Below are 12867 nucleotides of genomic sequence, written 5' to 3'. Positions count from 1 at the left end.
GCGATTGTTGAAATCAGCCTGATGGCCGGAAGTCTATATGGGGTGCGGGTTTGGCTCTACTTCGGGCCGCCTTGCGGGGCTGTGGCGTTGTGGGCTGGGAGCCACATAGGAGCTTCGCGGTAGAAAGCCCGAGCGTGCTGCATCGGGGGCGGTTGCCTGCAGGCGGTAGCCGCGTTTGGTCTTCATAGCCCAATCGGTCGCCGTCCTCCAGAATGAAGAACGCGCAGCCTTGGGCTGCGCGTTTGAGGGATGGCCGCCAGCGGAAACCGGCATCATCAGCTTGGCTTCGGCGGCGCGGCCTTGCCCGCGCCTCCCTTCCTGAATCCCCGATCTCCGACCATGAAGGCTTCTAGCATGTGCGGAATTAGCACCGTGGCATCGACCGCCTCGCCGTAGGTCTGCGCGTGCAGCGTAGCGTAGCGGTCGAGGTCGGCTTTCAGGCTGGCCGGGCAAGCAAAAGTCAGCTTCGTGGATTCCGTTTTCGGCAGCGGCCCGAGCCGTAGCTTGCGCGTCGTCATCGCGAAGTCCCCCTGTTGAAGAAAAGTGGCTGGTACGGCCGCAGCACCAGATCGCGGTTGACGATGATGCGAACCGGCAAGCCGGGGCGCTCCGTCAAGGTGGGCTGGATGTTGAGGTTGCGCCGGGTCATCTCCTGACCGACCTGATTGATGCTGTCCTGGGCGCTATCGCGGCCGGCGATGATGACGCGATCACCGTCCTGCCGGTTCTCCGGCGCAGCCAGTTCGGCACCGATGCCCAGTAGCGTCGTCAGTGCCGCACCGGCAAAGACGCGATCCCAATGCCAATCCACATCATCTTCCAAGCCGGCGTAGCCGGCCGGATCGGTGCCGGCCAAGTTGTCGAGCTTGAGCGAAGACGTGTCGGGCAGGATGATCCGGTTCCACACCACTTGCACGCGGCTCTGCCCGTAGCTGACCTGGCTGTTGTATTTGCCCAGGATGCGTGACCCCTGCGGGATCAGCAGGAACTTGCCGGTAGCCGTGTCATAGACCGGCTCCGTCACTGTGGCGATCACATCGCCCGGCAAGTCCGACTTGATGCCCGTCACCAGCGCCCCGGCGACCACCGTTCCGGCCATGACCTGATACGGCGACGCCGGCAGCGTCAGGTTGCCGGAATCACGGGCTTCCGTGGTTCCGGCTTTCTGGAATGCCTCTTTCTGGTCTTGCCGGTTCTGCACGGCGGTCGGGTCGGCGGGCTGGGCCGCCGTCGACGCAGGCCCGGCCGCCAGCGGGTCGAAGGCCGCATTGGCGGTGAAGCCCGGCGCAGCGGCTACCTGTGTCTGCGCCACCGGCGCGGCCTTCTGCGAACCAGAGCGGAAGAACACCGCCGATGCCGCTGCTGCTTCGGCTTCCTTGCGCAACGCGTCGTTGGGGTCGTTGCCGGGGGCCGCGTAGGCGGCCGTCACCGGCTGCTGCGACTTCACAATGGCCGGGCCAAGATCGCCTGGCAGCGGCGGCCCCAACTCCGGCACGGATGCCGCCAAGGGGGGCGGCAGCTTCGAGTAGTCCGCCGGCAGCGCGTCCAACCCTTCGGACTTCGAGACGCGATCGACGTTGTAAAGCTCGGTCTGCTCGCCTGCACCGCGCCGCTGCGGTTGCAGCGACCACATCAGCGCGCCGAGCACAGCGACCGAGAGACCGCCGACGAGGATGGCCAGCGTGCGCCGGTTCAGGCGCGTGACCGGGCGCGGTTGGGCGCGCAGCGCAACTGCCTCGGGTGCCACCTTGCCCGCATGCGGCGTGGCGAGGTCGGGAGTGTCGTCCTGGCTCATGGTCAGTTCCTCCGCGCCAAGCCATCCGTGCGTTCGATACGCACCACGTCACCCTTGTCGCCGCCCAGGCGCAGTTCGGCCGCGCCGAACAGCCGATCCACGATGTAGTAAGGCGAGCGAAAACGGTAATTCACCAGTTGTCCGTCGCCCTGCGCGCCGATGACGAACAGCGGTGGCAGCTCGCCTTGGGCGATTCCCGGCGGGAACTGGATATAGACCTTCTCGCCATCGTCGAAGGCGCGCAGCGGCTTCCACGGCGGATTGCTGCCTGAGACGGAATATCGGAAGCGGATCTTCTCCAGCGACAGTCCGGTATCGACCGGTGCGGCGGCGCTAGCCGCCTGCGACTGGCGCTGCAAGGCCAACATCCGGTCTTTTGGGTAGTCCCAGGACACCGACGCCATCCATGCCTTTTCCGTCGAGGTCAGTTCCAGCAGGTATGTTCTGCGACTGGTGGTGATGACCAAATTCGTCTTGAGGCCTGAGCGGATGGGCTTGACCAGCACATTGATGCGCATCGCGTCGCCGCTGCCGCTGGACGTGTCACCGACGATCCAGCGCACGGTATCGCCGGCTGCGACCGTCACTAGTTCCTCGCCCGGCTGCAAGGAAACCACGGTCACGCGTCCCGGCGCGGCATAGACTTGGTAGAGCGCACCATCGGTGAAGGGCCACACCTGAATCGCATTGACGTAGCCCTCGCGCGTGGGCGCGATGCGCGCCTCGGCATTGGCACGGGAAACGCGCACCTTCTCATCGGCCGGCTCCGGCTTAGCCGGGGCCGCGTCCAACTCGTGCAGCGGCTTCAACTGCGCTGGCAGCGCCAGCGGCTCGGGCATGGCGACGACTTCCACTGGAGCAGGCGGCTCCGGCAGCGGCTGTGCCTGCACCGGCTCATCGAGCGAAATGGACGGAGGCGGCTTGCCCTGCGAAGCGCAGCCCGACAGGGCCACCACGGTCAGCGCGAAAGCGTATAAGCGGAAAGACAGGTTCATGGCTTGGCTCCTTCAGAAGAATCCAGTTCGCGGCTCCACGACAGGCCGTTGACGTAGATACCCAGCGGGTTCTTGCGCAGGCGCTGTTCGGTGCGCGGGGTTTGCAGGACGGTGGAAAGCACCGCGTTCCATCGCTCGGTCCCGGCGGGGGCACCGTTGATGAACCGTTGCTCCGTCCAACGGACGTTGAACGAGGCATCGCTGGCGCGTACCACGCTGGTGATCTGCACCGTCACCGACTCGCGGCCAACACGGGCGAAAGGATCGTTCTTGCTGGCGTAGTCGTTGAGCACCGCCGCGCCTTTGTCGGTGGTGTAGTCGTAGGCGTCCAGCCAGTTTTGCCGCACCACGATGGGATCGATAGACAGCGAGCGCACCAGCGTCACGAAGCGCGCCAGGTGGTGCGCGATCTGCGCATCGGCGGGCCGGTACGGCGTGGCGGCTTCGCCGACGGCGCGCACCTGCCCCGACTGATCGACCTCGATGACGTAAGGGGTGACGATGGACTGCGCCGAGCGCCACACCAGGCCACCGGCCATCAGCAGCGCAAGCGTGAGGCAGCCGAAGGCCATAAAACGCCAGTTCTTGGCCTGGACGCGGGCCGAGCCGATGCGCTCGTCCCACACCTGCGCGGCGGATTGGTACGGGGTGGCAGGCTGCGGCGTGTCGGCATAGCGCACCTGCGGGCGTTTGAATCGCATAGGGTTCTCCTTGGTGGTCAGGTATCGGGTCACGCATCGGGGCGCAGGCTTGGGCCTTGCCCTGAGCCGCCGCCGTCGCCACTGCGCAGCGTGTGGGCTGCGGTGGTTGCGGCATGGGTGATCTGCTGGCGGCGGTGCATCCGCTTTGCCCAGGCGGGTTGCTCTTGCTTCGGCGCGCTGGCTGCGCCTTCGCCTGCGGCGGCCTGGCCGGAACCGGCAGCGCCGACATCCGCACCGTTCCATCCTGCCCGGAAGGAGTCGGCCACCTTCTGACCGGCAGCGGAAGCGCCCGATGCAGCTCGGCGGCCTGCCGCTTGCGCGCCGGTCTTGGCGACATTGCCGAGGCCCGCAGCCGCGCCTTTAGCCCCGCCGCCCGCAGCGGCGGAACCGGCCTGGAATGCGGACTTGGCGCTGCTGGCCGCCGACGTGGCGGCGCGTGCGCCGCTCCCGGCCAGCTTTGCGGCGGCCGGGGCCATGCGTGCGCCCGCCATGACGGCACCGCCCACGCCGGTCGCGGCGGCACCGATGGCAACACCCGTGCCTACCGCGCCGACGGCAGCGCCCGCCATCGCACCCGCGCCGAGCTGCGGCGCACCGGACACAAGGCCCGTGGCGATGCCGGGGCCGAAGATGCCCAGCGCCAGCAAGGCAAGCGAAGCCAGCATCACGACAAGCGCATGGTCGATGGAAGGCTCGTCGGGATGAACCTGGAACTCCGCGAACAGGCCCGAGCCGATGCCGACGATTACCGCCAGCACCAAGACCTTGATGCCTGACGAAACCACATTGCCGAGCACCTTTTCCGCGAGGAACGAGGTTTTGTTCCAGAGCGCAAACGGGATCAAGACGAAGCCGGCAAGCGTGGTCAGCTTGAACTCGATCAACGTGATGAAAAGCTGAACCGCGAGCACGAAGAAACAGAGGATCACCACCAGCCAAGCGATGAACAGCACCACGATGGGGTCGAGGTTCACGAACACTTCGGGGAAGCCGGCCATGTCACCGATCTGGTCGAGGATCGGCGCAGCGGCGTCGATGCCGGTCTTGGCAAGCCGACCCGGCTGCAAGAAGTTCTCCATCGTTATGGCCGAGCCAGTGGCGGTGATGCCTAGCCCGGCGAACGAGCGGAACACGATGCTCGACAGCCAATTGAAGTTACCGATGATGTAGGCGAAGGCACCGACGTAAAGCACCTTGCGCAGCAGCTTGGCGATCACGTCCTCGCCCTGGCCGGTCGCATGGCTCATGGCCCAATACAGACCGGCAATGGTCATGTCGATGACAATGAGAGTGGCCGTCAGGAACGCGACTTCGCCTTGCAGCAGACCGAAACCGGAGTCGATGTAGCGCGAGAAGGTATCGAGGAATCTGTCGATGATCGTTACGTCGTTCATGGCGTGTCCTCCGCAGCGGCGAGCGACGCATCACCTTCCGGCGCGTCGTCGGTTGGCGTGTCGAAACTCGCCGGAATCGGCGGCAGTTCTGCCAGCGTCCGGTATTCGTCCGGCCCAGTCTGGCCGGTGAAGAAGCGCCGCCGGAAGGCTTCGGCAGCGGCGCGACAGGTGTCTTCGCCTGCGGTTTGCCGGTCGGCTGCGCATTGGGCGCGCAGCGCCTTGAGCCGCACGGGATCGGCGGCCAAGGTGGCGGTCAGGTCTTCAGCCGGCTGCTGGCCGCATGCGGTCAGCAGCACGGCCAGCAGGACAGGAACGCATCGCATGGCCGCCTCCCGTCAGTTGTTGTAGAAGTTGACGGACTGCGGTGTGTACGGCGTGCCGGTGCCCAGGAAGCGCCGCCGCACTTCGCGGGCGCGCTCGGTGGCCGCTGCCTGCCGCGCCAGCTCCAGCGAGGCCGCCCTGTCTTGTGTGATCTGGAGCTGCTGGGCCTGGATGGACTGCTTGGCCTGCAAGGCGAGAAGCTGGTTCGTTGCCTGCATCGCTTGCAGCGCACCCGTGGCCGATTGGCTTTGGCTCACGAGGTCGGCCAGCGCGCTTTCGTCTTGCGTCAGGTTCTGCGACACCTGCGCCTGCATCCGCATCGCGGTGTGCAGGCCGTCGAGCGTGTTCTTCCAGCGTTCGCGTGCGTCCTGTGCCATGCGGTCGCCGCTGATGGTGGCGGCGTACTGCTCCGGGTACAGGCGCGAGAACGTGGCATCCATGCTCTGCACGTCGTAGGCCAGCCCTTGCGCCTCGGCAATCAGGCGTTCAGTCGTGGCGAGCGTCGAGCGCAGCCGGTTGACGATGTTGAAGTCGAGATTCGCCAGGTTGCGCGCCTGGTTCATCAACATCTGCGCTTCGTTCTGGAGCTGGTTGATCTGGTTGTTGATCTGCTCCAGCGTGCGGATGGCAGTCAGCGTGTTCTGCACCAAGTTGACGGGATCAACGAAAGTGAGCGCCGCCGCTGGCTGAGCGAGCATCAGCGAGCCGGCCAGCGCGGCGGCGAGCGAAACGGAAAGTACACGGGTCTTCATGGCGAAATCTCCAGGGGTTGAGTAGCGAGGAAAGAAGCCGCCGACGGCGAGGACGGCAGCAGGTCGGCGGCCCAATCGAGGCCGCGATGGCGTAGCCACGCACCGGCGAAGCCGGGAGCGCCGGCCTGCGTCAGCACTCGGTCAATGTCGCGTTGGTCTTGCGGTGTGGATGCGCCCGAGAAGGCGAGCGCGGCTGGCCCCAGGTCGAGGTCGAACAGACGATTGCCCAGGCGCGATTGGTAGTAGTAGTCGCGCTTGGGCTGCGCGGTGGCGACGATTTCGATTTGCCGACTGTTGAGGCCAAAGCCCTCGTAGACCGTGCGAATCTGCGGCTCGGTCGCCTGCGGGTTGGGCAAGAAAATCCGGCTCGCGCAGCTTTCGATGATCGCGGGCGCGATGGTCGAATCCTTGATGTCGGCAAGCGACTGCGTGGCGAAGATCACCGACACGTTTTTCTTGCGCAGAGTTTTCAACCATTGCCGGATGCGTGCCGCGAAGGACGGTTCATCAAGGAATAGCCAGGCTTCATCGAGAATCAGCAGCGTGGGAGCACCGTCGAAACGTGCATCGAAGCGGGCGAACAAGTAGCGCAGCACCGCTTGCACGGCGGCGGGGCTGTGCATTAGCTCTTCCATCTCAAAGCCCTGCACGTCGCCGCTGCCGAGCCGGTCGCGGTCGGCATCCAGTAGCTTGCCGTGCGCGCCGCCCAGCACATACGGCGACAATGCCTGCCGCAGCGCGTTCGATTGCAGCAGCACCGAAAGCCCGGTCATCGTGCGCTGCTCCACCGGCGCACCAGCGAGGCTGCCGAGCGCCGACCAAATGGCGGCTTTCTCGTCGGGGCCGACGGTCACGCCTTCATGCAGCAGGCGGCCTTCGATCCACTCGGCGGCCCAGGTGCGATAGCCTTCGCTGTCGATACGGGCCAAGGGCTGAAAGGCAATGGCGCCGTCCGCGCCGAGGTCGTAGTGTTCGCCGCCCAGGCCCAGCACCGTCGCCCGCATGGATCGCCCCATGTCGAAGGCGAAGATGCGCGAGCCGCCATAGCGGCGGAACTGCAAGGCGAGCATCGCCAGCAGGACAGATTTTCCCATGCCCGTCGGCCCCGCGACCAGCGTATGCCCCACGTCGCCGATGTGCGTCACCAGCCGGAACGGCGTCGCGCCATCCGTGCGCGTGACGATCAGCGGCGGGCCGTCGAGATGGGCGTTTTTCTCCGGCCCAGCCCACACGGCGGACACCGGCATCATGTGCGCCAGATTCAGCGTCGAGACGATGGGCTGGCGCACGTTGGCATAGGCATTGCCTGGTATGGACGACAGCCACGCATCGACTGCATTTAAGGTTTCGGGGATGGTGACGAAGCCACGTCCTTGGATGACACGTTCCACCATGCGCAGCTTTTCGTCGGCTACGGCAGGGTCGTCATCGAACACCGTCACCGTGGCGGTGAGGTAGCCGAAGGCGACTTGATCGCTGCCAAGCTCTTGCAAGGCGGCATCCGCGTCGGCCGCCTTGTTGCTGGCATCCGTGTCCACCAGCGGCGATTCCTGCTGGAAGATGGTTTCGCGCAGTAGCGCAATGACATTCTTCCGTTTCGCAAACCACTGGCGACGCAGGCGGCCCAGCTCCTTTTCCGCCTCGGCTTTATCGAGGCAGAGAAACCGGGTACTCCAGCGATAGGCAAAGCCCAGGCGATTGAGGTCGTCCAGCAGGCCCGGCCAGGTCGAGGTCGGAAAGCCCCGCACCGACACCACGCGCAGATGCTGGTCACCCAGCATGGGCGCAAGGCCGCCGACTAGGGCGGAATCGGCCAGCAGTGCGTCGAGGTGGAAAGGCACCTCGGGCACGGCCAGCCGGTAGCGCCGCGTGGACACCGTGGCGTGAAGATAAGTCAGCGTCGCGGCATCGTCCAACCAGACGATTTCTGGCATCACGCCATCGAGCAGGTCGAAAACCCGATCCGTTTCTGCCAGGAAGGCGTCAAGCCGACCGCGCCAGTCCACACCATCGCCCGGCGCGTGCTCGTAGAGCAGCTTGGCTGCACGAGCGCGGGATTCCTCCGGCGGCAGATAGGCTAGCGTCAGGTGATAGCTGCTTTCGTAGTGGTTCCCCGATTCCTCAAAGGCAGCGCGGCGTTCTTCGTCCACCAGCCAGGACAGCGGTTCGGGAAAGTCGGAATGCGGATAGTCCGCGGCCGACTGGCGCTCGGCTTCCACGAACAGCGCCCAGCCCGAACCCAGCCGGCGCAACGCGTTGTTTAGCCGTGCCGTCGTGGCGATCAATTCGCCCTGCGTGGCGCTGTCCAGATCAGGCCCGCGAAAGCGCGCCGTGCGCTGAAACGAGCCATCCTTGTTCAGCACCACGCCCGGCGCGATCAGCCCAGCCCAGGGAAGCCAGTCGGCCAGCAAGGCGGGCCGCTGGCGGTATTCGGCAAGGTTAAGCATGGCGGCGTCTCCTACACGTCCAGCAGCGGCTTGTGCTTGATGTGCCGGGCGAAGACCTGCATGAACTGCGGATCGACCCTCGCGCCCCACACGGCCAGCGAGTGACCGACGATCCAGAGCACTACGCCAGGAATCCAGAGTTGCAGGCCCAGCCCGACGGCAGCGGCTAGCGTGCCGTTGGCAATCGCCACCGTGCGCGGTGCGCCGCCCATCAAGAGCGGCTCGGTCAGCGAGCGATGTAGCGGCACCTCGAAGCCGGCCGCGAAGCTATCCGGGCCACTCATACGACAGCCCCGCCGGAGAAGCTGAAGAACGACAGGAAGAACGAGGACGCGGCGAACGCGATGCTCAAACCGAACACGATCTGGATCAGCTTGCGAAAGCCGCCCGACGTGTCGCCGAAGGCGAGCGCGAGGCCCGTGGCGATGATGATGATGACCGCGACGATGCGTGCCACCGGCCCCTGAATCGACTCCAGAATGGATTGCAGCGGGCCTTCCCATGGCATCGAGGAGCCGGATGCCTTCGCCGTGCCCGCCGTCATCAGCATGACTGCGGCCAGCAGCAGGCCGTGGTGCGCGGGGCCGGCCAGCCGCCGCAGGCGTGCGATGGTTGAAACCGGATTTACGGAATTACGGAAAGCGTGAACGTGCATCTGCGTCATGGCAGTTCTCCAGGTAGGTCAAGGGACGAGGAAGGCGCAGCGGCATCGGCTGCGAGAGGAACCGGCATCAGCTCGGGAAACGGTGTTTCCAGCGCGTCCGCCAGGCGATAGCCGGTGCCGTCGAAACCGACGACACGGGCGATGCTTTCGACGCGGCGCTTGCGGCCACGCCCGGCGATGTGGATCACGACGTTGACCGCCTCGGCGATCAGCGCACGCGGTGGGTTCACCGCCACTTCAAGAATCAACTGTTCGAGGCGCAGCAGCGCGCCCAGCGCGGAACCGGCGTGGATGGTGGCGATGCCGCCGGGGTGGCCGGTGCCCCACACCTTAACCAAGTCCAGGGCTTCGCCGCCGCGTACCTCGCCGACGATCACGCGGTCGGGGCGCAGGCGCATCGTGGCCCGCACCAGCTCGGTCATAGACACGACGCCAGCGCGGGTGCGCAGCGGCACATGGTCGCGGGCTGCGCATTGCAGCTCGATGGTGTCTTCGAGCACAAGCACGCGGTCGCCCGTGGCGGCGATCTCCGCAAGCAAGGCATTGGCGAGTGTGGTTTTGCCGCTGCTCGTCGCCCCGGCGATCAGGATGTTCTGGCGCTCACGCACGGCGCGGCGCAGGAACTCGGCCTGGCCTGTGGTCAAGATGCCGTCGGCCACATAGCGATCCAGCCCGATGATGCTCACGGCGCGCTTGCGCAGCGCGAAGGCTGGGCCGGGCGCTGCGGGCGGCAAGATGCCCTCGAACCGCTCGCCGGTTTCGGGCAGCTCGGCGGTCAGCAGCGGCCGCCCGCGATGCACCTCTGCGCCGACGTGCGCAGCCACCAGCCGGATGATGCGTTCGCCATCGTCTTGGGACAGCTCCACGCCCAGCGGCATGCGGCCCGATGACAACCGATCCACCCATAGGGTGCGGTCGGGGTTGAGCATGATTTCCACCACGTCGGGGTCGGCCAGCGCAGCGGCGATGACTGGCCCCATTGCCGTGCGCAGCATCTGGATACGGCGATCCAGAGAGGTTGCGGCGGATGAGAGTTCGGGCGGGGTTTGCGGAATGGCGCTCATGAGGCACGCTCCTGCGCTTCAGCCAGTGCCTCCGCGTCATCCATTCGCGCCGGGTCTGGGTGCAGTTCTTCCACAACGTCGCGCACCAGGCTGCGGCCACGCAGCAGGTGGCGGCCGAGCCGCTCCACGAATTGCTCGAAACGCGCTTTGCCTTGGGCGCGAGCTGCGTCCTGATGGGCTTCGGGAATCGGGGTGCTGACGGTCAGGAAGTAGCGGATGAACAGCGCCAGTGTTTCGATCTGGATGTTCTGGTCGCGCTCCATGCGCTCGGCCTGCCGCGACAGGCGATCGAGCCGCTTGGCGATGGCCGCCTCGCGCTGGTCGCCAGCATCGGGCGATAGCCACGACGCGAGCGCCGCCGCGACAATGGACGACTTGGACACGCCTTTCTTGGCGGCCAGTTCTTCGAGACGCTTGGCGTGCTCGGGCTGAATGAACAGATTGAGGCGGTATTGGCTCATAAGTCGATTCCGTCGTTGGGGTCGAGGGAAGCCAGCCGGGCCGTGCGCTGCATGGCCGGGTCGAGCTGGCCGGGAAGCGGCAGCGGCAGGTCGTCGTCGTCATCGAGCAGAGTCAGGTCATGGCCGGCGAGCAGCGGTTCGGGGCTGTATTCGCTGACTTCGGATAGCTCCGGCTGTCGGCGTGGGCCGCCGTCATCGGCGGTGCCTGTGCCATCGCCGGACAGGCCCGCAGCCCGGACCGTTGACACGGCTGGGATCGATAGGCCGCTCCAGTCGTCGGGCCGGGCCGGTGGCGCGTCCGCGTATTGCCCGGCCGCGAGCACAGGCGGCGGTAAAACGCGGTTCTTGAAATTCGCGTCGGCGTAGTAGCGCAGCTTCTTGGCCTTGATCGGTGCCACGCTGGACACCATCACCACAGCTTCCTCAGTCGGAAGCTGCATCACTTCACCGGGCGTCAGTAGCGGGCGGGCCGTCTCCTGCCGCGACACCATGAGGTGCCCCAGCCACGGTGCCAATCTGTGCCCGGCATAGTTGCGCTGCGCGCGCAGTTCGGTAGCGGTGCCAAGCGTTTCGGAGATCCGTTTCGCAGTGCGTTCATCGTTGGTGGCGAACGTCACGCGGACATGGCAGTTATCCAGAATCGAATGGTTCTGGCCGTAGGCTTTGTCGATCTGGTTGAGCGATTGGGCGATAAGAAAACTGCGGATTCCGTAGCCCGCCATGAAGGCAAGCGCCGTCTCGAAGAAGTCCAGGCGGCCCAGCGCCGGGAACTCATCGAGCATCAGCAGCAGCTTGTGGCGGCGTTCGATGCCGTCGCTGCCGTCGAGCGATTCGGTGAGCCGTCGGCCGATCTGGTTGAGGATCAGGCGAATGAGCGGTTTCGTCCGCGAAATATCCGAAGGTGGCACTACCAGATAAAGCGACACCGGATGCTCGGACGCGATCAGGTCGGCGATACGCCAGTCGCAGCGCGAGGTGACTTCGGCCACCGTGGGGTCGCGGTAGAGGCCCAGGAACGACATGGCGGTGCTCAACACGCCGGAACGCTCGTTGTCCGACTTGTTGAGCACTTCGCGCGCCGCCGAAGCGACGACTGGATGCGGGCCACCACCTTCCACGTTCACGAGGTGCTGTGTGGTCATCATCCGGTGCAAGGTCAGCTCGAAGGGGCTGGCCGGATCGGAGAGGAAATTGGCGACGCCGCGCAGCGTCTTGTCCTCGCCCGCGTAGAGCACATGCAGGATGGCCCCGACCAGCAGCGCGTGCGAAGTCTTCTCCCAATGGTTGCGCTTCTCAAGCGCGCCTTCTGGATCGACCAGAATGTCGGCTATGTTCTGTACGTCACGCACTTCATGTGCGCCGCGCCGAACTTCTAGCAGCGGGTTGTAGGCCGCCGACTTCGCATCGGTCGGATTGAACAGCAGGCAGTGTGAGTAGCGTGAGCGCCAACCTGCGGTGATCTGCCAATTCTCGCCCTTGATGTCGTGGACTACGGCGGATGCAGGCCAAGAAAGCAGCGTCGGCACCACAAGGCCGACGCCTTTGCCTGAGCGCGTGGGCGCGAAAGTGAGGATGTGTTCCGGGCCTTCATGCCGAAGGTACTTGCCATCGTGCTGACCGAGGAACACGCCGATCGGCTGCGTAAGGCCGGCTTTGCGAATGTCCTCCGTACTTGCCCAGCGTGCCGAGCCATAGGTCGTGACTAGGCGTGATTGACGAGAGCGCCAGATCGACATGCAGACTGCGACCACCACCGCCAGCAAGCCACTGCCACCCGCTATGGCACCGCCCGTGTCGAAAACGCGTGGCGCGTAGGCATCGAAGAAGAACCACCACTCAAACAGCTTCCACGGGAGGTAGATCGGTGTGCCGAGGAAATCAAACCAGGGGGAGCCAAGGCGTACCTGATAGCCAAGGGCTGCTGCCGTCCATTGTGTGGCGCCCCACACACCCGCGATCACGATGCCGAATACCACGGCTATCTGACCGAACAGCACATTCGTACCTTGCATAGCCCCGCCTCCAATCTCTCCTACGCTGATTCCCTTGGGAAACGCGGCTTAGAAATGTGCCGCAGGCGTCAGGATCGGTGCTGGCTTAGTGCCGGTCAAAGACCGTTTGGGGCAGAAAGGTCGATAAGAAAGAATGAATTCGCGCTGTGTCTAGCCAGGGAGTGACTCCGTAAGCGCCGGCGAATATCAGCGTGCCGAACAGAAGATTCAGGCAGACTAGCGAATTGCTGAATTGCTGAATTGCTGAATTGCTGAATTGCT

The 12867-nt window shown here is 65.3% G+C and carries 13 protein-coding genes; all 13 read right to left on the bottom strand.

What is annotated here, in order from left to right; genetic code table 11:
- Positions 1-275: 275 nt before the first annotated feature.
- The 13 genes from Q8L25_RS09560 to Q8L25_RS09500 are packed head-to-tail and all read right to left on the bottom strand — an operon-like array spanning position 276 to position 12606.
- Complete coding sequence (locus tag Q8L25_RS09560) at positions 276-518, bottom strand: DUF2274 domain-containing protein (RefSeq protein WP_004883121.1); 243 nt, start codon at positions 516-518, stop codon at positions 276-278.
- A complete protein-coding gene (locus Q8L25_RS09555; RefSeq protein ID WP_004883119.1) occupies positions 515-1795 on the bottom strand; it encodes a TrbI/VirB10 family protein in 1281 nt (426 codons plus the stop codon). Before Q8L25_RS09555 ends, Q8L25_RS09560 begins: the two co-directional genes overlap by 4 nt.
- 2 nt (positions 1796-1797) lie before the next feature.
- On the bottom strand, positions 1798-2790 hold the full coding sequence (trbG, locus tag Q8L25_RS09550; RefSeq protein ID WP_004883112.1) for a P-type conjugative transfer protein TrbG: 993 nt from the start codon (positions 2788-2790) through the stop codon (positions 1798-1800).
- On the bottom strand, positions 2787-3491 hold the full coding sequence (gene trbF, locus Q8L25_RS09545) for a conjugal transfer protein TrbF (protein ID WP_004883108.1): 705 nt from the start codon (positions 3489-3491) through the stop codon (positions 2787-2789). Before trbF ends, trbG begins: the two co-directional genes overlap by 4 nt.
- Positions 3492-3520: 29 nt before the next feature.
- Positions 3521-4885 carry a P-type conjugative transfer protein TrbL gene (gene trbL / locus Q8L25_RS09540; protein WP_004883106.1) on the bottom strand — a complete coding sequence of 455 codons (1365 nt, stop codon included), beginning with the start codon at positions 4883-4885 and terminating at the stop codon, positions 3521-3523.
- Positions 4882-5208, bottom strand: coding sequence for a hypothetical protein (locus Q8L25_RS09535; RefSeq protein WP_004883103.1), 327 nt, complete (start codon positions 5206-5208; stop codon positions 4882-4884). Before Q8L25_RS09535 ends, trbL begins: the two co-directional genes overlap by 4 nt.
- A gap of 12 nt (positions 5209-5220) precedes the next feature.
- Entirely contained in the window at positions 5221-5958 is a 738-nt protein-coding gene (trbJ, locus tag Q8L25_RS09530; protein ID WP_004883101.1) for a P-type conjugative transfer protein TrbJ, read from the bottom strand.
- On the bottom strand, positions 5955-8405 hold the full coding sequence (trbE, locus tag Q8L25_RS09525; protein WP_004883099.1) for a conjugal transfer protein TrbE: 2451 nt from the start codon (positions 8403-8405) through the stop codon (positions 5955-5957). The genes trbJ and trbE overlap by 4 nt, the downstream gene beginning before the upstream one ends.
- Positions 8406-8416: 11 nt before the next feature.
- A complete protein-coding gene (locus Q8L25_RS09520; RefSeq protein WP_004883097.1) occupies positions 8417-8689 on the bottom strand; it encodes a VirB3 family type IV secretion system protein in 273 nt (90 codons plus the stop codon).
- Positions 8686-9069 (bottom strand): TrbC/VirB2 family protein, encoded by a 384-nt coding sequence (locus tag Q8L25_RS09515; RefSeq protein WP_004883090.1) that lies wholly within the window; start codon positions 9067-9069, stop codon positions 8686-8688. The genes Q8L25_RS09520 and Q8L25_RS09515 overlap by 4 nt, the downstream gene beginning before the upstream one ends.
- Positions 9066-10133 carry a P-type conjugative transfer ATPase TrbB gene (trbB, locus tag Q8L25_RS09510; protein WP_004883088.1) on the bottom strand — a complete coding sequence of 356 codons (1068 nt, stop codon included), beginning with the start codon at positions 10131-10133 and terminating at the stop codon, positions 9066-9068. The genes Q8L25_RS09515 and trbB overlap by 4 nt, the downstream gene beginning before the upstream one ends.
- Entirely contained in the window at positions 10130-10594 is a 465-nt protein-coding gene (locus Q8L25_RS09505) for a ribbon-helix-helix protein, CopG family (RefSeq protein WP_004883086.1), read from the bottom strand. The genes trbB and Q8L25_RS09505 overlap by 4 nt, the downstream gene beginning before the upstream one ends.
- Positions 10591-12606: a conjugal transfer protein TraG gene (locus tag Q8L25_RS09500; protein WP_004883083.1), complete on the bottom strand. Its 2016-nt coding sequence runs from the start codon at positions 12604-12606 to the stop codon at positions 10591-10593. Before Q8L25_RS09500 ends, Q8L25_RS09505 begins: the two co-directional genes overlap by 4 nt.
- Positions 12607-12867 lie beyond the last annotated feature (261 nt).

Origin of the sequence: Janthinobacterium sp. J1-1 (genome assembly GCF_030944405.1) — a bacterium.
In the GTDB taxonomy this organism is placed as follows: Bacteria; Pseudomonadota; Gammaproteobacteria; order Burkholderiales; family Burkholderiaceae_D; genus Janthinobacterium.
The sequence above is the reverse complement of the archived record's forward strand: the minus strand, read 5'-3'. Positions and strand labels throughout refer to the sequence as shown.